The organism is Polyangium spumosum (assembly GCF_009649845.1).
GTDB classification, from domain to species: domain Bacteria; phylum Myxococcota_A; class Polyangia; order Polyangiales; family Polyangiaceae; genus Polyangium; species Polyangium spumosum.
In genome coordinates, this window is sequence record NZ_WJIE01000009.1 from 1 (window position 1) to 19,181 (window position 19,181).

At 67.1% G+C, this 19,181-nt stretch carries 14 protein-coding genes and 1 tRNA gene; 14 read left to right on the plus strand and 1 reads right to left on the minus strand.

Translation table 11 applies throughout. The features are described from left to right. The 14 genes from GF068_RS28005 to panB all read left to right on the plus strand — a co-directional run. Positions 1 to 128: EF-Tu C-terminal domain-related protein (locus GF068_RS28005; RefSeq protein WP_476704320.1), on the plus strand; the 128-nt coding region annotated here is incomplete at its 5' end. Positions 129 to 138: 10 nt separating this feature from the next. After that, positions 139 to 327 (plus strand): 50S ribosomal protein L33, encoded by a 189-nt coding sequence (gene rpmG / locus GF068_RS28010; RefSeq protein ID WP_153822553.1) that lies wholly within the window; start codon positions 139 to 141, stop codon positions 325 to 327. A gap of 63 nt (positions 328 to 390) precedes the next feature. Then, a tRNA-Trp gene (locus tag GF068_RS28015) sits at positions 391 to 463 on the plus strand. A gap of 139 nt (positions 464 to 602) precedes the next feature. Beyond that, positions 603 to 1,262, plus strand: coding sequence for a preprotein translocase subunit SecE (secE, locus tag GF068_RS28020; RefSeq protein ID WP_153822554.1), 660 nt, complete (start codon positions 603 to 605; stop codon positions 1,260 to 1,262). A 22-nt stretch (positions 1,263 to 1,284) separates the two neighbouring features. After that, positions 1,285 to 1,815, plus strand: coding sequence for a transcription termination/antitermination protein NusG (gene nusG, locus GF068_RS28025; RefSeq protein WP_136932097.1), 531 nt, complete (start codon positions 1,285 to 1,287; stop codon positions 1,813 to 1,815). A 55-nt stretch (positions 1,816 to 1,870) separates the two neighbouring features. Next, complete coding sequence (rplK, locus tag GF068_RS28030; RefSeq protein ID WP_153822555.1) at positions 1,871 to 2,314, plus strand: 50S ribosomal protein L11; 444 nt, start codon at positions 1,871 to 1,873, stop codon at positions 2,312 to 2,314. Positions 2,315 to 2,485: 171 nt separating this feature from the next. Continuing rightward, entirely contained in the window at positions 2,486 to 3,196 is a 711-nt protein-coding gene (gene rplA / locus GF068_RS28035) for a 50S ribosomal protein L1 (protein WP_153822556.1), read from the plus strand. A 2-nt stretch (positions 3,197 to 3,198) separates the two neighbouring features. After that, a complete protein-coding gene (rplJ, locus tag GF068_RS28040) occupies positions 3,199 to 3,735 on the plus strand; it encodes a 50S ribosomal protein L10 (protein WP_153822557.1) in 537 nt (178 codons plus the stop codon). A gap of 175 nt (positions 3,736 to 3,910) precedes the next feature. Continuing rightward, positions 3,911 to 4,297, plus strand: coding sequence for a 50S ribosomal protein L7/L12 (rplL, locus tag GF068_RS28045; RefSeq protein WP_153822558.1), 387 nt, complete (start codon positions 3,911 to 3,913; stop codon positions 4,295 to 4,297). Between the two features lie 272 nt (positions 4,298 to 4,569). After that, on the plus strand, positions 4,570 to 8,697 hold the full coding sequence (gene rpoB, locus GF068_RS28050; protein WP_153822559.1) for a DNA-directed RNA polymerase subunit beta: 4,128 nt from the start codon (positions 4,570 to 4,572) through the stop codon (positions 8,695 to 8,697). A gap of 6 nt (positions 8,698 to 8,703) precedes the next feature. Further along, a complete protein-coding gene (rpoC, locus tag GF068_RS28055; protein ID WP_153822560.1) occupies positions 8,704 to 13,044 on the plus strand; it encodes a DNA-directed RNA polymerase subunit beta' in 4,341 nt (1,446 codons plus the stop codon). Between the two features lie 207 nt (positions 13,045 to 13,251). Then, positions 13,252 to 15,432, plus strand: coding sequence for a DUF4388 domain-containing protein (locus GF068_RS28060; RefSeq protein ID WP_153822561.1), 2,181 nt, complete (start codon positions 13,252 to 13,254; stop codon positions 15,430 to 15,432). A 163-nt stretch (positions 15,433 to 15,595) separates the two neighbouring features. Then, positions 15,596 to 16,966 (plus strand): DUF2330 domain-containing protein, encoded by a 1,371-nt coding sequence (locus tag GF068_RS28065; protein ID WP_153822562.1) that lies wholly within the window; start codon positions 15,596 to 15,598, stop codon positions 16,964 to 16,966. 85 nt (positions 16,967 to 17,051) lie between these two features. Next, on the plus strand, positions 17,052 to 17,984 hold the full coding sequence (gene panB, locus GF068_RS28070) for a 3-methyl-2-oxobutanoate hydroxymethyltransferase (protein WP_153822563.1): 933 nt from the start codon (positions 17,052 to 17,054) through the stop codon (positions 17,982 to 17,984). Positions 17,985 to 18,080: 96 nt separating this feature from the next. Here panB and GF068_RS28075 read toward each other — a convergent pair whose 3' ends face one another. Then, positions 18,081 to 19,112, minus strand: coding sequence for a hypothetical protein (locus GF068_RS28075; protein WP_153822564.1), 1,032 nt, complete (start codon positions 19,110 to 19,112; stop codon positions 18,081 to 18,083). Positions 19,113 to 19,181 lie beyond the last annotated feature (69 nt).

Sequence of the window (19,181 nt, forward strand, 5' to 3'; positions counted from 1 at the left end):
CGGGCGATAACATCACGATGGACATCGAGCTCATCGCGCCGGTCGCGCTCGAGGAGCAGATGCGGTTCGCGATCCGCGAGGGTGGGAAGACCGTCGGCGCGGGCATCGTGACGAAGATCCTCAAGTAGCGAGATCGAGATGTCGGTGCAGGGCGGCGGGTCTGGCGGGCCCTCGGGAGAACGAGGGACACGAATCTCGATCTCGCTGGCCTGCACCGAATGTACGGCGAGGAACTACAAGACGACCAAGTCTCCCGGGGATTACGTGGAACTGAAGAAGTTCTGCAAGCAGTGCAAGAAGCACACGCTGCACCGGGAGACGAAGTAGTCGGGATCGAAAGTAGACGAACTGCTTGGCGCGTGGCAATCAGTCCCGGGTCGAGCAGCTTGAAGGGGTATAGCTCAGCTGGTAGAGCAGCGGATTCCAAATCCGCAGGTCGGGAGTTCGAGCCTCTCTGCCCCTGCCCACAAGGGCTCCTTCCGGTCAGCACGAGGTAGGGGCCACACGAGACGCCTCGCTCGGCCTCGCGAACGCGAGCGGGCGAGGCGTAGATGTCGGTGACGCTGCTCGAGGCGAGATCCGGCACGTTGGGACGAACGGCGATGGCGACACGACGAGAGAAAGACGAGGCACAGAAGGCCCAGAAAAAGGGCTCTGCGCCGGACTCTGCCCCGGACTCGGCTCCGGATGCTTCGCTCGCGGTGCGCGAGGGGAGCGATCTCGACGTGGCGGCTGCCGAGGGCGAGGGCGAGGAAGAGCACGACGAGGCCTCGGAAGGCTCGGAGACGCAGGCGTCGGAGGGCGACGGGGCCGGCGAGGACGGGGAGGTCGCGGCGGCGCGGCAGCTCGGGACCGACCGCTACGTGATGGCGGGGTTCTTCGGGGCGGCGATCCTCGGCGCGTACGTGCTCGGCAAGGCCATCCACGGACTCTGGGGCAACCTCTCGAACCGGGACTGGTTCAGCCGGGCGGTGCCGACGCTCGCGGCGGTCACGGACGAGGACAAGGCGATGTACGCGACGATGATCGCGGGCGTCATTGCGCTCGTCGTCACGCTGCGGACCTACCGTCGGCCCGACGTGCGGGAGTGGACGGACGAGGTTGCTTCGGAGCTCATCAAGGTCAAGTGGCCGACCAAGAAGGACGTCACGAACTCAACCGTGGTGGTCATCGCGGCGAGCGCGGTTGCCACCCTTTATCTCGCGCTGCTCGACCGGTTGTGGTCGTTCGTGACGGGCATCGTCTACGGCACTGGGAGCTAGGGCCGTTAGGGAGCCACGCGCCATGGCGAAGAAGTGGTACGTCATTCATACCTACTCGGGCTACGAGGCGAAGGTGCGCGATGCGCTCCAGCAGCGAGCCAAGCAGCACGGTCTCGAGGATAAAATTGGCGAGATCCTGATCCCGAGTGAGACGGTCACGGAGAACCGTCCGGGGGGCAAGCAGCGGGTTCGTCAGAAGCTCAGCTTGCCTGGTTACATCTTCGCTGAGATGGAGATGAGCGAGACGGTGTGGCACCTCGTGAAGGACACGCCGAAGGTGACGGGCTTCATCGGCAACCAGACGCCGCAGGAGGTCCCGGCCCCGCAGATCGAGAGTCTGCGTCGAGGCATCGTGGAGGGCGCGGTCAAGCCGAAGCCCAAGCTCACGTTCGAGGTCGGCGAGGAGGTTCGCGTGCTCGACGGCGCGTTCGCCAACTTCACCGGGACCGTGGACGACGTGAAGATGGATAAGCAGAAGCTGAAGGTCAAGGTGTCGATCTTCGGCCGTCCGACCAGCGTGGAGCTCGATTTTTCGGCGGTGGAGAAGCGCTGAGCGACGCTCCGGGGCGGAACGAACAAGGTAGACGCAGCACAGAACGGGTAAAGCAATGGCGAAGAAGGTCACCGGGTACGTCAAGCTTCAGCTCCCTGCGGGGAAGGCCAACCCCTCGCCGCCGGTCGGTCCTGCGCTCGGCCAGCACGGCGTGAACATCATGGCGTTCTGCAAGGACTTCAACTCGCGGACCGCCTCGCAGGGCGACATGATCATCCCGGTGGTGATCACGGTCTATTCGGACCGGTCGTTCACGTTCATCTTGAAGACGCCGCCCGCGTCGGTGCTTCTCAAGAAGGCCGCGGGGCTGGAGACCAAGAAGAAGCCTGGTTCGGGTTCGAAGGAGCCGAACAAGGTGAAGGTCGGCCAGGTGTCGAGCAAGCAGCTCCAAGAGCTCGCGCAGATGAAGATGCAGGACATGAACACGACGAACCTCGAGTCGGCGATGCGCAGCATGGCGGGTACGGCCCGCTCGATGGGCATCACGATCGTCGACTGAGGCGTGATTTCGCGCGTTCTGCAGCACCTCCGTTCGTCGGAGAAGCCGGCTGCGAGCGCGCGGCCGCGTGAAGGCGCGGCTTGAAAAGAGCACCCCCCCACGTTGGGAGGAGAGCACCACGGTTAAAACGGCGCACCGTGGGAGGCGTAAGCCGATAAAACAGGAGGGCAGATGCCGAAAGTCGCCAAGAAACGCGTTGCGGCCCAGGCCATGGTGGACCGTACGCGCAAGTACACGCTTCAGGAAGCGTGTACGCTCGTCAAGCAGGCTGCGAACGCGAAGTTCGACGAGACCGTCGATCTCGCGGTGCGGCTGGGCGTGAATCCGCGCCATGCGGACCAGATGGTCCGTGGTGCCGTGGTCATGCCGGCAGGAACGGGCCAGTCGGTCCGCGTCCTCGTCTTCGCCAAGGGCGAAAAGGCGAAGGAAGCGGAGGCGGCGGGCGCCGATGTTGTCGGTGAGGCCGACCTGGTGAACAAGATCCAGGAAGGTTTCATGGACTTCGACCGCGTGATCGCGACCCCGGACATGATGGGGTTGGTCGGTAAGCTCGGTCGTATCCTCGGTCCGCGAGGCCTCATGCCGAACCCGAAGGTCGGCACCGTCACCGTCGACGTGAAGACGGCGGTGTCCGAAGCGAAGGCCGGCAAGGTGGAGTACCGCGTCGAGAAGGCGGGCATCGTGCACGCTCGGATCGGCAAGGTCTCCTTCAAGGAGGACGCGCTCGCCAAGAACGCGGAGGCCTTGATTCAGGCTCTCATCCGCGCGAAGCCGTCGACGGCGAAGGGGGTGTACCTCCGGAGCATCACGATGTCTTCGACGATGGGGCCGGGCGTCCGGATCGACCCGGTGCACCTCAGCGACAAGGGTGAGGAGGGCTGATCATGGAGCGCACGGAGAAAGAGGCTCTGGTCGGCGAGGTCAAGCAGCGATTCGATCGCATGACCTCGGCGGTCTTCCTCGACTTCACGGGGCTCAACGTCGCGGTGGTCACGAAGCTGCGCGACGAGTTCCGGAAGGCGGGCGTCGAGTATCGAGTCGTGAAAAACACGCTCGTTCGTCATGCGATCAAGCATCACGCGTGGTCGCAGAAGCTCGACGACACGCTGGTCGGGATGACCGGGATCGCCTGGAGTTACGAAGACCCCAGCGCGGCCGCGAAGGTTGTCAAGGCCTTCCGCAAGGACAAAGAGCACGAGAAGCTGAAGATCAAGGCGGGCCTCATCGAGGGCCAGATTCTCGACGCCGCCGGCGTGGAGAATCAGCTCGCGACGATGCCTGGCAAGGACGAGCTCCGGGCGATGCTGCTTGCCACGTTGCAGGCGCCTCTCACGCAGTTCGTGCAGCAGCTCAACGCGCCTCTTCAGAACTTCGCGTACCTGTTGAAGGCCAAGGAGGACGCGGCGGGCGGGGCCGGCTGAGGAGCCCTGGTACCGGGTCCGATCGTGGTCGGGGCGAGGGCTGCCGGGGGTGATTCGGCACGCCAAACGCTCGACCAGTGAGAAAGGGCATTGCGCCCTTCGGGTTTTGATCTAGAGACGCGCCCCGGGGTACTCATCCCACCGCGGCGCGCAGACGGTTTGAAGGAGTCTCGTCATGGCTGAGATCACGCGGGAGCAGGTCGTCGATTACCTTTCCAACCTGCCGGTCATCCAGATCGCCGAGCTCATCAAGGAGCTCGAGAACAAGTGGGGCGTGAAGGCTGCTCCGGCTGCGGTGGCGGTTGCTGCTGGCCCGGCGGCTGCGGCCGAGGCGCCCAAGGCTGAGGAGAAGACCGAGTTCGACGTCGTGCTGGCGAACGCCGGCGCGAACAAGATCGCGGTCATCAAGGCGGTCCGCGAGATCACGGGCCTTGGCCTCAAGGAGGCGAAGGACCTGGTCGAGGGCGCGCCCAAGAACGTGAAGGAAGCGGTCTCCAAGGCCGACGCCGAGGAGATGAAGAAGAAGCTCACCGAGGCAGGTGCGACGGTCGAGCTCAAGTAAGGATCCGAGCTTCCCTGTTAGGGACAGCGCGATCCGCCATGCGACGGCGGCAGGGGCGAACGTCCCTGCCGCGCGTCGAGTTTTGTCTTTGGGGGGTTTGCTGCTGCGTCTGCCGCGCGTTTCGAGCGTGGTGTCCAGGTCGCGGTAGCGCAGCCGAGTTTGTCCGTCGCCGGGACCTTTGATGGCTGTTTCGTAGCTTCGAGGCTGATGCTCGGTTCGTGGAGCGCGCGGGGAACGAGCCCTGTGCACCCGTAGGAGCCGGAGGAATATCGATGCCGTCGGTCGTCCAATCCAACTTCCGCATCCGTAAGAATCTGGGGCGCGTTCGTCGCATCATCGACGTTCCGAACCTGATCGACATCCAGAAGTCCAGCTACGACAAGTTCCTCCAGATGAACGTCCCGCCGCACGAGCGGGAGGAAGTCGGGCTCCAGGCGGTGTTCCGCTCGGTGTTCCCCATCAAGGACTTCAACGGGACGAGTGAGCTCGTCTTCGTATCGTACAACCTCGAGCCGCCGAAGTACGACGTCGAGGAGTGCCGCCAGCGAGGCATGACCTACGCGGCGCCGATCAAGGTCACCAACCAGCTCATGATCTACGACACCCGTGACGGCGGCGAGCGCATCGTCCGGGATATCAAGGAGCAGGAGGTGTACTTCGGCGAGCTGCCGCTGATGACCGAGACGGGCACGTTCATCATCAACGGCACCGAGCGCGTGGTCGTCAGCCAGCTCCACCGCTCGCCGGGCGTGTTCTTCGATCACGACAAGGGCAAGACGCACTCGAGCGGCAAGCTGCTCTACTCGGCGCGCGTCATCCCGTACCGCGGCTCGTGGCTCGATTTCGAGTTCGACCCGAAGGACATCATCTACGTGCGCATCGACCGTCGCCGGAAGATGCACGCGACGGTGCTCCTGCGCGCGCTCGGCTACTCGACGCAGGACCTGCTCAACTACTTCTACTCGACGGAGACGGTCTACCTCGAGAAGGGCGGCAAGTACGCGAAGAGCATCGAGTACGACCTCCTCGCCGGCCAGCGCGCGACGCGTGACATCAAGATCAAGGAAGATGTCATCGTCAAGAAGAACACGAAGTTCACGCGCGCCGCGATTCGCAAGATGAAGGAGGCGAAGCTCGAGCGCATGCAGGTCGAGACCGAGGAGCTCGTCAGCAAGGTCGCGGCGCACGACGTCGTCGATCCGGAGACGGGCGAGGTCATCGTCGAGGTGAACGAGGAGCTCACGGACGCCAAGCTCGAGCGCATCCGCGAGGCGAAGCTCGAGAGCTTCCGCATCCTCTTCATCGACGGCCTCAACGTCGGCTCGTACCTCCGCGACACGCTGCTCGCGGACAAGGTGAAGACGCAGGAGGACTCGATCCTCGAGATCTACCGTCGCCTGCGCCCGGGTGATCCGCCCACGCTCGAGACGGCGAAGACGCTCTTCCACAACCTGTTTTTCAACCCCGAGCGTTACGACCTCTCGAAGGTCGGCCGGCTGAAGCTGAACTACAAGTTCTACCGGGATCTGCCGGAGGGCCAGCGCCCGAACCTCGATCTCACGGTGCTCACGCCGCAGGACATCCTGGAGACGGTCCGGCACCTCATCGAGCTCAAGAACGGCCGCGGCTCGGTCGACGACATCGACCACCTCGGCAACCGCCGCGTGCGCGCGGTCGGTGAGCTCATGGAGAACCAGTACCGCATCGGCCTGGTCCGCATGGAGCGCGCGATCAAGGAGCGCATGAGCATGTCGCAGGAGATCGACACGCTCATGCCGCACGACCTGATCAACGCGAAGCCCGTCAGCGCGGTGGTCAAGGAGTACTTCGGGAGCTCGCAGCTCTCGCAGTTCATGGACCAGACGAACCCGCTCTCCGAGGTCACGCACAAGCGGCGTTTGTCCGCCCTCGGCCCGGGTGGTCTCACGCGCGAGCGCGCGGGCTTCGAGGTGCGCGACGTCCACGCCACGCACTACGGCCGCATCTGCCCGATCGAGACGCCGGAAGGCCCGAACATCGGCCTCATCGCGTCGCTCTCGACGTTCGCCCGCGTGAACGAGTTTGGCTTCGTCGAGACGCCGTACCGCAAGGTCACGGAGAGCACGGTGACCGACGAGGTGACCTGGCTCAGCGCGCTCGAGGAAGAGGGCAAGTACATCGCGCAGGCGACGGCCGCGCTCGATGACGGTCGCAAGTTCCGCGAGAACGTGGTCTCGGCGCGTCTGAACGGCGATTTCAAGATCGTCGCCTCCGACATGATCGAGCTCATGGACATCGCGCCGAACCAGATGGTGAGCGTCGCGGCCGCGCTCGTGCCCTTCCTCGAGCACGACGACGCGAACCGCGCGCTCATGGGCGCGAACATGCAGCGCCAGGCGGTGCCGCTCATCCGGAGCGAGGCCCCGCTCGTCGGCACGGGCATGGAGAACCGGCTCGCGCGGGACTCGGGCGTGTGCGTCGTGGCGCGTCGGCCGGGCATCGTGGAGAGCGTCGACGCGACGCGTATCGTGGTGCGCGCGGCGGGCGAGGGCGCCGAGGTGCCGGACATCTACCACCTCATGAAGTACCAGCGCTCGAACCAGTCGACCTGCTACACGCAGAAGCCGATCGTGCGCACGGGCGACGTGGTGAGGGCGGGCGACGTGCTCGCGGACGGCCCGTCGACGGACATGGGCGAGCTCGCGCTGGGGCAGAACGTGCTCGTCGCGTTCATGCCGTGGCAGGGCTACAACTTCGAGGACTCGATCCTGGTCTCGGAGCGCATCGCGAAGGACGACGTGTTCACCTCGATCCACATCGAGGAGTTCGAGTGCGTCGCGCGCGACACGAAGCTCGGCAAGGAGGAGATCACGCGTGACATCCCGAACGTCGGCGAGGAGGCCCTGAAGGACCTCGACGACTCGGGCATCGTGCGGATCGGCGCCGAGGTTCGTCCTGGCGACATCCTCGTCGGTAAGATCACGCCGAAGGGCGAGACCCAGCTCTCCCCCGAGGAGAAGCTGCTCCGCGCGATCTTCGGCGAGAAGGCCGGCGACGTGCGTGACAGCTCGCTCAAGGTCCCGCCGGGCGTGAGCGGCATCGTGATCAACGCGCGTGTCTTCTCGCGCAAGGGCACGGAGAAGGACGACCGCGCGCGGGACATCGAGGATCAGGAGCGCGCTCGGATCGAGCGGACGCGCGACGAGGAGATCAAGATCCTGCGCGACTCGTTCTACCGTCGGGTCCGCGAGATCCTGGTCGGCAAGACGACGAACGGGAAGCTCGTCGACGACAAGGGCAAGGTTCTCTTGCAGAAGGGTGACGAGATCACCGAGGCGGCCCTCGCCGAGATCCCGCGCCGTTACTGGGGCGAGATCCCTGTCGAGGAGACGGACCGGATCCAGAACATCCTCCGCGACCTCGAAGACCTCGTGCGCACGCGCGAAGAGCACTTCCGCGACAAGATCGAGCGCCTGTCGAAGGGCGACGAGCTGCCGCCGGGCGTGATCAAGATGGTGAAGGTCTACATCGCCATCAAGCGCAAGCTCCAGGTCGGCGACAAGATGGCGGGCCGTCACGGCAACAAGGGCGTCATCAGCCGGATCCTGCCGGAGGAGGACATGCCCTACCTGCAGGACGGCCGGCCGGTGGACATCGTGCTGAACCCGCTCGGCGTGCCGAGCCGCATGAACGTCGGTCAGATCCTGGAGATCCACCTCGGCTGGGGTGCCTACGAGCTCGGCCGACAGCTCCAGCAGATGATCGAGGAGCAGAAGGCGGGCGCGGAGATCCGCGAGCGTCTGGCGCAGGTCTACGCGGGCGACGAGGAGAGCGCGGCGATCGTCGCGTCGATGGACGAGGGTGACGCGGTGCGGGCCGGGCGCAAGGTTCGCCACGGTGTGTTCGTCGCGTCGCCGGTCTTCGACGGCGCGACCGAGGAGGACATCAAGGGCGCGCTCGCGCTCGCGGGCCTGCCGAGCTCGGGTCAGGCGATCCTCTTCGACGGTCGTACGGGCGAGGCGTTCGATCAGAACGTCACGGTGGGCATCATGTACATGCTGAAGCTGCACCACCTCGTGGACGACAAGATCCACGCCCGTTCGATCGGTCCCTACTCGCTCGTCACGCAGCAGCCGCTGGGCGGAAAGGCTCAGTTCGGCGGCCAGCGCCTCGGCGAGATGGAAGTCTGGGCGATGGAGGCCTACGGCGCGGCGTACGCGCTACAGGAGTTCCTCACGGTGAAATCCGACGACGTGATGGGTCGTACGCGCATGTACGAGGCGATCGTCAAGGGCGAGTACACGCTGGAGGCCGGCCTGCCGGAGAGCTTCAACGTGCTCATCAAAGAGCTGCAATCGTTGTGTCTGAACGTCGAGCTGGTCGAGACGGGCCTCGAGGCCTCGGCCGCGGAAGAGGAGTGATGCCGAATGCGTGACATCTTCAGCTTCTTCGAGAAGCCCAAAGATCCGCTGTCGTTCAGCGCCATTCGGATCTCGCTCGCGAGCCCGGAGAAGATCCGGGAGTGGTCGCACGGCGAGGTGAAGAAGCCCGAGACGATCAACTACCGCACGTTCAAGCCGGAGCGGGACGGCCTCTTCTGCGCGAAGATCTTCGGGCCGGTGAAGGACTACGAGTGCAACTGCGGCAAGTACAAGCGCATGAAGCACCGTGGGATCGTGTGCGAGAAGTGCGGCGTCGAGGTCATCCAGTCGAAGGTTCGACGTGAGCGCCTCGGCCACATCTCGCTCGCGACGCCGGTCGCGCACATCTGGTTCCTGAAGAGCCTGCCGTCGCGCATCGGCAACATGCTCGACATCACGCTGAAGGATCTGGAGAAGGTCCTTTATTGCGAGGCGTACATCGTCATCGACCCGAAGGAGACGGGTCTGCAGCGCGGCGACCTCCTCAGCGAGGAGCGCTACCTGCAGATCCTCGACGAGTACGGCGACGACAAGATCGCCGCGGGCATGGGCGGCGAGGCCGTGCTCGAGATGCTCAAGCAGGTCGACGTGCACGCGCTCGCGGAGCTGCTCCGCGAGGAGATGCGCAAGGCGACGAGCGAGGCGAAGCGCAAGAAGCTCGCGAAGCGCCTGAAGGTCGTCGAGGCGTTCCGGGAGAGCGGCAACCGGCCCGAGTGGATGATGCTCACGGTCATCCCCGTGCTGCCGCCCGACCTGCGCCCGCTCGTCCCGCTCGACGGTGGTCGGTTCGCGACGAGCGATCTGAACGACCTCTACCGCCGCGTCATCAACCGCAACAACCGCCTGAAGCGGCTGCTCGAGCTGAATGCGCCCGAGATCATCATCCGCAACGAGCGGCGCATGCTGCAGGAGGCGGTCGACGCCCTCTTCGACAACGGCCGCCGCGGCAAGACGATCACGGGCCCGAACAAGCGTCCGCTGAAGAGCCTCAGCGACATGCTGAAGGGCAAGCAGGGTCGCTTCCGGCAGAACCTGCTCGGCAAGCGCGTCGACTACTCGGGCCGCTCGGTCATCGTCGTCGGCCCGACGCTGCGCCTGCACCAGTGCGGTCTTCCGAAGAAGATGGCGCTCGAGCTCTTCAAGCCGTTCATCTACAACAAGCTGGAAGAGCGCGGGTACGTCAACACCATCAAGAGCGCGAAGAAGATGGTGGAGAAGGAGCGTCCCGAGGTCTGGGACATCCTCGAAGAGGTGATCAGCGAGCATCCGGTGCTCCTGAACCGCGCGCCCACGCTCCACCGCCTGGGCATCCAGGCGTTCGAGCCGGTGCTCATCGAGGGCAAGGCGATCCAGCTCCACCCGCTCGTCTGCGCGGCGTTCAACGCCGACTTCGACGGCGACCAGATGGCGGTGCACGTGCCGCTCTCGATCGAGGCGCAGATGGAGGCGCGCGTGCTCATGATGAGCACGAACAACATCCTCTCGCCTGCGAACGGCAAGCCCATCATCAACCCGACGCAGGACATCGTGCTCGGGCTCTACTACGCCACGCGCGAGCGCAAGTTCGCGAAGGGCAGCTTCCGCGAGGGCAGCCTGCGCTTCAACACGGGCGATGGGGCCGAGGGCACGGTCTCCGGCGCGGCGGCCGAGGGCTACCTGCGCGGCGTCTACGCGTCTCCCGAGGAGGTGCGCATGGCGTTCGACGCGGGCGAGGTCGCGCTGCACGCGGGCATCCGCGTGCGCGTGCCGCACATCGACGAGGACGGCAACCCCGTCAAGGACGAGCACGGCCAGATCAAGCGCCGCATCGTGCAGACGACGGTGGGTCGTGTGCTCATCTCCGAGGTCCTGCCGAAGGGCGTGAGCTTCGACTACGCGAACAAGACGCTCGACAAGAAGGCCCTCTCGGCCCTCATCGACGTCTGCTACCGCGTCCACCGCAACAAGGAGACCGTCCTGCTCGCGGACCGGCTCCGCACGCTCGGCTTCGACCACGCGATGCGCGCCGGCATCTCGATCTGCATGGATCACATGGTGATCCCGCCGGCGAAGAAGGACCTCCTCGAGGAGGCGCAGCGCGAGGTCGAGCGCGTCGTCGAGCAGTACCAGGAAGGTCTGATCACGGACGGCGAGCGCTACAACAAGATCGTCGACATCTGGGCCGGCGTGGCGGACGCGGTCACGGCGAAGATGATGGACGGGATCGGCAAGGAGCGCTTCGTCGACCCGGAGACGGGCAAGGAGAGCATCGAGCCGAGCTTCAACCCGATCTACATCATGGCGGACTCGGGCGCGCGTGGCTCGACCCAGCAGATCCGTCAGCTCGCCGCGATGCGTGGCCTCATGGCCAAGCCCTCGGGCGAGATCATCGAGACGCCCATCACGGCGAACTTCCGTGAAGGCCTCACCGTGCTGCAGTACTTCATCTCGACGCACGGCGCGCGTAAGGGCCTCGCGGACACGGCGCTCAAGACGGCGAACTCGGGTTACCTCACCCGGCGCCTCGTCGACGTCGCGCAGGACGCGGTCATCTCCGAGTACGACTGCGCCACGATCGACGGCATCCGCGTGACGAAGCTCGAGGAGGCCGGCGAGGTGATCCAGCCCCTCGGCGACCGCATCCTCGGCCGCGTCGTGCTCGAGGACGTGATCGACCCGCTCACGGGCGAGGTCCTGATCACGGCCAACACCGAGCTCGACGAGGCTTCGGTCAAGCGGATCGAGGACGCGGGCATCGAGGAGGTCGTGATCCGCTCGGTGCTCACCTGCCAGACGCGGCGGGGCGTTTGCGCGCTCTGCTACGGCCGCGACCTCGCGCGTGGCTACCGCGTCAACATCGGTGAGGCGGTCGGCATCATCGCCGCTCAGTCGATCGGCGAGCCCGGCACGCAGCTCACGATGCGCACGTTCCACATCGGTGGTACGGCGGCCCGCGGCAAGATCGAGGCGAGTTACCTCGAGGCCCGGACCGAGGGCACCGTCCGCCTGCGCCGCGCGAACGTGCAGCGCAAGAAGGACGGCCAGATGGTGGTCATGAACCGCCATGGCGAGCTCGTCGTCGTCGACGAGACGGGCCGCGAGCGCGAGCATCACCGCCTGGTCTACGGCGCCAACATGAAGGTCGCCGACGGCCAGCGCGTGAAGCCGGGCGAGCTGCTCGCCGAGTGGGACCAGTTCGCGACGCCGATCCTCACCGAGGTCTCCGGCATCGTGAAGTACGGCGACCTCGTCGAGGGCGTCAGCGTCCAGGAGCGCGTCGACGAGGTCACGGGCCTGTCGCGCAAGGTCGTCATCGAGTCCAAGGCGGCCGACCTCCGCCCGCGGATCTCGCTGAAGGATCCGAACTCAAGCGCCACCTTGAAGCTCCCGAACAGCGAGCTCGAGGCGCGTTACCTCCTGCCGGTCGGCGCGCACATCGTCGCCCAGCAGGACGACATGATCGAGGCCGGTGACATCATCGCCAAGATCCCGCGCGACACGACGAAGGTGCAGGACATCACCGGTGGTCTGCCCCGCGTCGCCGAGCTCTTCGAGGCCCGCAAGCCGAAGGATCACGCCATCATCACCGAGATCGACGGCGAGGTCTCCTTCGGCAAGGACACGAAGGGCAAGCGCAAGGTGATCATCACGCCGTTCGGCGCGGACATGCACCCGCTCCCGGATCAGGCGCGCGAGTACCTGATCCCCAAGGGCAAGCACATCCAGGTGCAGCCCGGCGATCGCGTGCGCGCGGGCGACCCGCTCCAGGACGGCCCGCCGAACCCGCACGACATCCTGCGCGTGAAGGGCGAGAAGGAGCTCGCGGCCTGGCTCGTGAACGAGATCCAGCAGGTCTACCGCCTGCAGGGCGTCGGTATCAACGACAAGCACATCGAGGTGATCGTGCGGCAGATGCTCCGGCGCGTTCGCGTCAAGGACGTCGGCGATACGAACTTCCTCGTGGACGAGCAGGTCGAGAAGCACCTCTTCGAGCGTGAGAACGAGCGGGTGCTCGAGCGTGGGGGTCGCCCCGCCATCGCCGAGCCGCTCCTCCTCGGCATCACCAAGGCCAGCCTCTCGACCGAGTCGTTCATCAGCGCCTCGTCGTTCCAGGAGACGACCAAGGTGCTCACCGAGGCGGCGATCAGCGGCAAGGTGGACGATCTCCGCGGCCTCAAGGAGAACGTCATCATGGGCCGCCTGATCCCGGCCGGTACGGGCCTGCCCGCCTACAAGCGGCTGCAGGTCATCGTCGAGGGCGAGCAGCCGATGCGCGAACGCGCGCCGGCCGCCGAGCCCCCGGCCCCGGCCATGGCGCCCCCGCGTCCCCGCCCCGAGGAGACGCTCACGGCCGTCAACGAGGAGTGATCGCGTCGGGGTAGGGGAGGCCGTCCGGCCTGTCCTACCTCGCCGAATTTCGATCAACACACGCCCGCCCTTTCACGAGGCGCGGGCGTGTGGTTTTTTTGTTCGGCCTGGTACGCGCCACTCCCTGCCGATCTGCCGGATGACTGCTGCTTCGGCGGGTCCAGGGATCCCCCATCCTTGCGGACATGTACTATCTCTGGTCTCGCGATGTCCGTGCACGGCACCAACCAGCGTGTCGCTGATCGCCTGCTCTCCGAGGGCCGGATCGGGGCCGAGGAGCATCGGCGCGCCGTGGAGCACGCGAGCCGCCAGCGCGGCCGCATCGAGGACGCGCTCGTCGAGCTCGACATCGTGCCCGAAGGGGACCTGCTCAAGTACGTCGCGACCCTGCACAACACGCGGTTCGTCTCGACCGAGAAGCTCTCGAAGGCCGCCATCGAGCCTCGCGTGCTCGGGCGCGTCTTGCCGAAGACCGCGAAGATGCACGGCGTCTTCCCGGTGCTGCTCGACGAGGCGAAGTCGGTGCTCTCCGTCGTCACCGCCGATCCCGACAACGACGCGGCGATCCACGAGGTGAAGCTCGCGGCGGGCGTGCGCGAGGTGCGCGCGCTCGTGGCCCGGCCGGCCGCGGTGCGCGCGGCGATCGCGCGGCATTACTTCAAGGAAACGTCGGCCTTCGAAGCGCTCCTCCGGCCTGTCGCGACGGCCGCGCAGACGGGGGATTTCATCGACATCGATCTCGGCCCCGCGCCTGCGCGTCCTGCCACCGGGCCCGTGCCGACGCCGGCCGCGTCGCCGCGCAGGTCGGCCTTGCAGCCGCCTCCGCCGCCGCGCGCGCCGATGCCCACGGCGCCCTCGGCGACCGGACAAACCAGCCCCTCGGGCGCGCGCGAGCAGACGCAGCCCTCGGTGCACACGGGCAGCACGCAGCCCTCGGTGAACGGCGGGCCCCCGCCTCCTGTCGCGGCGAGCGCGCAGACCTCGCCCACGGGCGGCCACGCGCCGCCCACGCAGGCCCGCCCGCAGCTCGCCCCGCCGCCTTCACCGACGCCGCCGCCTCCTCCCGTCCCGGTCCTCACGCCGATCGAGACCCACGAGTACGTCGAGACGCTCAACGTCCTCGTCAGCTTGCTCGAAGCGAACCGGCAGGACCTACGTGGCCACTCGGCCGTCGTCGCGCGCCTCGTGCGTCGCACGTGCGAGCGCATCGGCCTCGCGCCTGCGCATGTCGCGGCGTTTGTCGTGGCGGCCTACCTGCACGACCTCGGCAAGATGGGCGCGTATCACCTCACGGCGCTAAACGTCGCCGAGTACGAGGGCCACAGGGTCGCGGGGCTCAAGGCCGTCGCGCTCCCGGCGCAGCTCATGGGCTCGGTGGGCTTGCCGGCGGAGAGCATCGCGGCGCTGCAGGCCATGTACGAGCGGTACGACGGCCGCGGCTTGCCGCATGGCCTCGCGGGCAAGGAGATCCCGCTCGGCGCGCGTATCCTCGCCGTCGCGGACACCTACGCCGACCTCACGCAGAACCCGCGCAACCCCTTCCGCAAGATCCTGCGCCCGCCCGAGGCGTGTGACGTGCTTGCCGGGTATCGCGGCACCGTCTTCGATCCGAACATCGTCGACCTCTTCCGCCACGAGGTCACGGGTGACGACATGCGCGCGCGGCTCCTGTCCGAGCGGTACACCGTGCTCGTCATCGACCCGGATCCCGAGGAGACGACGGTGCTCGAGCTCCGGCTCATCGAGCAGGGCTTCGAGGTGCGCGTCGCGCGGACCGTGGCGCAGGCGTGGCGTGAGCTCGAGGGCGGCGAGATCGCGGCGGTCGTCAGCGAGATCGACCTCGAGGAGCCCGAGATGGGCCTCGCGCTCCGGGCGGACGCGCAGAAGGAGTCGTGGGGTCGCGGGATCACGTGGGTGATCCTCACGCGCAAGAACGACAAGCACAGCGCGCAGAAGTCCTTTGATCTCGGCGTCGACGACTTCGTTTCGAAGCCGACGTCCGCGGACATCTTCGCGGCCAAGCTCCGTCAGCTCGTCGAGCGTCGGGTCGCGCGTGGTGGCGGGCGCGGCGTGGCGGGATCCCTCGCGGAGATGAGCATCCCGGACATGGTCCAGGTCCTCTGGCATGGCCGCAAGACGTGCGCGCTGCGTATCCAGACGGGCAAGGGCACGGGCGAGATCCACTTCGCGGAGGGGCAGATCGTGGACGCGCGCTGGGAGCAGGTCTTCGGCGAGGAGGCCTTCTACCGCATGATCGCGCTCGACGAGGGCGAGTTCCGGCTCGAGCCCGACGTCGAGCCTACGGGCCGCACGATCGCCGTCTCGCCCGAGGCGCTCTTGCTGGAGGGCATGCGCCGCCTCGACGAGGGCATGCTCCACGCGCCGTGACCGCAGCGGACGTCTCTCGTCTATTTTCGTCTTCTCCGACCGCTGGACATTCCTGGAGCGACGACGGGCGTAGAATCGAGGGGCCACGCGCTTCCTCGGGGGACTCGCGTGGCGAAGCGTCCCTCGCTCGGCGCTGCCGGGCCCTTGCCTTGGAGAACACGCGATGAAGCTCCTTCGCGCCTTCGTTTTGTCCTTGCCGCTCCTCGCCGCGCCCGCGCTCTACGCGGGTGACGCCGACGCCTGCGGCGGCTGTACCGTCGTGCAGTCGGAGAACACGCAGGTCACCGGTCATCGGATGATCCTTTCGATCTCCAACGATCGGACGACGCTCTACGATCAGATCACCTACGCGGGCAACCCCTCCTCCTTCGCGTGGATCCTGCCCATCAAGGGCGAGGTCGACGTCGGGCTCTCGTCCGACGCGGTCTTCAACGCGCTCGAGCAGGCCACGCAGATCTCGGTCGTCTCGCCCTCGATCAACTGCCTGCCGCCTGGCTGCGCGGGCGCGCCGAACGCGGGCGGCGACTTCGACAACGCGGGATCGGGCGGCGCGGGCGGCGGCGGCGTCGAGGTGATCGCCGAGGAGGTCGTGGGTCCGTACGCCACGGTGCAGCTCTCGTCGCAGGACCCGAACGCGCTCGCGAACTGGCTGCTCTCGAACGGCTACTACGTCCCGCCGGACATCAAGCCCGTCATCGACGCCTACGTGAACGAGGGCTTCAACTTCCTCGCCCTCAAGCTCGTGCCTGGCGAGGGCGTCAACTCGATGCGGCCCGTGCGTATCTCCTCGCTCGGCGCGCAGCCGACCTTGCCTCTGCGTATGGTCGCCGCGGGCACGGGCGCGATCACGCCGATCACCTTGTGGATCCTCGGCGAGGGCCGGTACGAGCCGACGAACTTCCCGAGCTTCCAGATCAAGGCCCAGGATCTCGTGTGGAACTGGGACACGCAGTCGAGCAACTACACGGACCTCAAGAAAAAGAGCTTCGACGCGTCGGGCGGCAAGGCGTGGCTCATCGAGGCGGGCCAGCCGTTCTCGAGGTACTGGATCGAGGACAACCTGAAGTGGACGGCCCAGAACGACCCGGAGAACAGCGGCTACGGCGGCGATCCCATGGGGCCGAGCGCGCTCGACGAGTGTGTCGAGGACCTCGACACGCTCTTCGGCTCGATCCCCGAGAACACCCTCTGGTTGACGCGCATCCACGCCGAACTCTCGCGCCCCGCGCTCGCGACCGATCTCACGCTGGGCGCGTCGGCCGACCAGTCGCACGTCGAGCGATGGCTGCAGGTCGAGAACGCCATCGGCACGCCGCCCGCATGCCCGCCCCCGCCGGACTGGTGCTTCGATCAGGACATGCCCGACGTGAACCCGTGGGACAACGGCGTCGGCGTCGGGGCGGACGACCCGAACGCCGGCACGAAGAGCAACGCGAGCTGCGCCATCCGCGGCGAGGCGAGCATGCCTGCGACGCTCGGGCTCCTCGGCGGCGCGCTGGTCCTCTCGGTCGCGCGTCGTCGTCGGCGTCGTTGATCGCCTGTCTTGCCGTTTCCTTCGGGTCGCCCTAGCCTCGGATCAGGCGTGGACCGTGTCATGCGGCCGCGACCCGGAGGAAAACATGTACGGTCCCAAAGGTCAGAGCAGCGGCGGCGGGCGTCCGGCTGCGGCTCCCAAGAAGATCACCGTGCCGGACATTCGCGCGCGCAAGGCGAACGGACCGCCGATCGCGATGGTGACGGCCTACGACTTCACGATGGCGCGGCTCTTCGACGAGGGCGGCGCGGACATGCTGCTCGTCGGCGACTCGCTCGGCATGGTCGTGCAGGGGCACCCGACGACGTTGCCCGTGACGGTCGAGGAGATCTGCTACCACGGCCGCGCGGTCGCGCGTGGAGCGCGGCGCGCGCACGTGGTGGGGGACATGCCGTTCATGAGCTTCCAGGTCTCGGCCGTGCAAGCGCTGGAGAACGCGGGCCGCCTGATGAAGGACGGCGCGTTCGAAAGCGTGAAGATCGAGGGCGGCGAGGAGGTGGCCGAGCACGTGCGCCGCATCGTCGCGGCGGGCATCCCCGTGATGGGGCACGTGGGTTTGACGCCGCAGTCGGTGCACGCGATGGGCGGCTTCAAGGTGCAGGGCAAGGGCGAGGACGCCGCGGCGCGCCTCCTTCGGGACGCGCAGGCGCTCGACGAGGCGGGGGCGTATGCGATCGTGCTCGAGGCGATCCCGCCGGACCTCGCCGAGGAGATCACGGCGGCCGTGTCTGTCCCGACGATCGGCATCGGCGCGGGCGCGGGTTGTGATGGGCAGGTGCTCGTCTGTTACGACATGCTCGGCATGTACCCGGAGCTGCGCCCGAAGTTCGCGAAGCGCTTCTCCGAGGTGGGCGAGCAGATCATGGCGGCGACACGTGCGTACGTGGACGAGGTGCAGGCGCGCACGTTCCCTGGCGCCGAGCACAGCTTCAAGCCGAACGGCCCGCGCCGCGCGCCGCCGTCGGCCGAGCCCGCCGTGGCGCTGGAGGAGATTCCTCCGCACTGGCAGACGCATTAGCCTCACCCCCCATCCCCCTCTCCACTCCGTGAAGAGGGGGAGAATAAGCGCCTCTTCCCCCCTCTCCACGGAGTGGAGAGGGGTTGGGGGTGAGGCTCAGTTGCAGTCGATCCCGCAGATCAGCCCGACCTCGCCGATGCAGATCCCGTCCCAGTTCTGCTCGCAGCAATAGGGATCGGCCTTGCACACGGCCTCCGCGCACGGGTTGCACGTCGGATCCAGCGCGCCGCCGTTCTGGCAGATCGAGTGCGCGCAGTTGCAGCTCACGCCGCACTTCATGGTCGCCGCCGCCACGCACGCCTCGTCCCAGCCCGTCGTGCAGCATTCGGGCTGATCCATGCACACCGACGTGATGCACGGATCCGCGCCGCAGAGCGTGTCGGCGAGGTAGGAGCACGCTCCGCTCCACGGCGCGCTCGAGCCCATGCCGCAGCAGGCCGGGTCCTGCATACACACCTCGTCCACGCACGACCCGCGACAAACGTTCGGGTCGAGCGCCGCGCCCGTGCCGCAGACGGAGTGCGGACACTCCGGGCACGGACCACAATCCTGCGCGCACGTCCCGCAGTCCTCGCCGCCGTTGCACGTGCCGTCGCCGCAGGCGCAGGCGCCGCAGTCGTTCGGGCACGAGTCACACGTCTCGCCGTTGCACTCGCCGTTGCCGCAGCAGCCGGCGCTGCAGAGCTCGTCGGCGAGCGCCACGCAACCCGCCCCCCAGAAGTTGTCGCAGCAGCCCTGGCCGTTCTGCGCGTTGCAGACCTGATCGACGCACGCATTACAGCCCAGCGTGAGCGCGTCGCCGACGCTGCAGACCGCGTGCTGGCAGGTGTCGCCGCCGCCCGACGAGGACGACGAGGCGGACGACGACGAGGACGAGGACGCGCTGGACGATGAGGACGAGGCCGCGCTCGAGCTCGACGCGCTCGACGAGGACGACGCCGTGCTCCCGGACGAGGACGACGCGCTCATGCCGCCCATGCCGGCCATGCCGCCCATGCCGCCGCTCCCCCACGTGCCGCCTTCGCCGCCGCCGCCCTGGTTGTTCGGCGTGCCGAAGAGGTCCCGGCCGTCGGCCGTGCACCCGGCCGCGGCGAGCGCGGCGATCGCGAAGAAGCTTGTGAATCGCATGTCCCGACTCCTCCGAGGCAAGGAGCGCGATGCTACCGCGCCCGAGCCGCCTCGTGCGCATCTTCTCCC

Excerpts from the sequence above, each read along its gene's own strand:
- GF068_RS28065 (WP_153822562.1), top strand. The coding sequence starts at position 15,596 with ATGAAGCTCCTTCGCGCCTTCGTTTTGTCCTTGCCGCTCCTCGCCGCG.
- rpmG (WP_153822553.1), top strand. The coding sequence starts at position 139 with ATGTCGGTGCAGGGCGGCGGGTCTGGCGGGCCCTCGGGAGAACGAGGG.
- GF068_RS28075 (WP_153822564.1), bottom strand. The coding sequence starts at position 19,112 with ATGCGATTCACAAGCTTCTTCGCGATCGCCGCGCTCGCCGCGGCCGGG.
- GF068_RS28060 (WP_153822561.1), top strand. The coding sequence starts at position 13,252 with ATGTCCGTGCACGGCACCAACCAGCGTGTCGCTGATCGCCTGCTCTCC.
- nusG (WP_136932097.1), top strand. The coding sequence starts at position 1,285 with ATGGCGAAGAAGTGGTACGTCATTCATACCTACTCGGGCTACGAGGCG.
- secE (WP_153822554.1), top strand. The coding sequence starts at position 603 with ATGGCGACACGACGAGAGAAAGACGAGGCACAGAAGGCCCAGAAAAAG.
- rplK (WP_153822555.1), top strand. The coding sequence starts at position 1,871 with ATGGCGAAGAAGGTCACCGGGTACGTCAAGCTTCAGCTCCCTGCGGGG.
- rplL (WP_153822558.1), top strand. The coding sequence starts at position 3,911 with ATGGCTGAGATCACGCGGGAGCAGGTCGTCGATTACCTTTCCAACCTG.
- rplJ (WP_153822557.1), top strand. The coding sequence starts at position 3,199 with ATGGAGCGCACGGAGAAAGAGGCTCTGGTCGGCGAGGTCAAGCAGCGA.
- panB (WP_153822563.1), top strand. The coding sequence starts at position 17,052 with ATGTACGGTCCCAAAGGTCAGAGCAGCGGCGGCGGGCGTCCGGCTGCG.
- rplA (WP_153822556.1), top strand. The coding sequence starts at position 2,486 with ATGCCGAAAGTCGCCAAGAAACGCGTTGCGGCCCAGGCCATGGTGGAC.
- rpoB (WP_153822559.1), top strand. The coding sequence starts at position 4,570 with ATGCCGTCGGTCGTCCAATCCAACTTCCGCATCCGTAAGAATCTGGGG.
- rpoC (WP_153822560.1), top strand. The coding sequence starts at position 8,704 with ATGCGTGACATCTTCAGCTTCTTCGAGAAGCCCAAAGATCCGCTGTCG.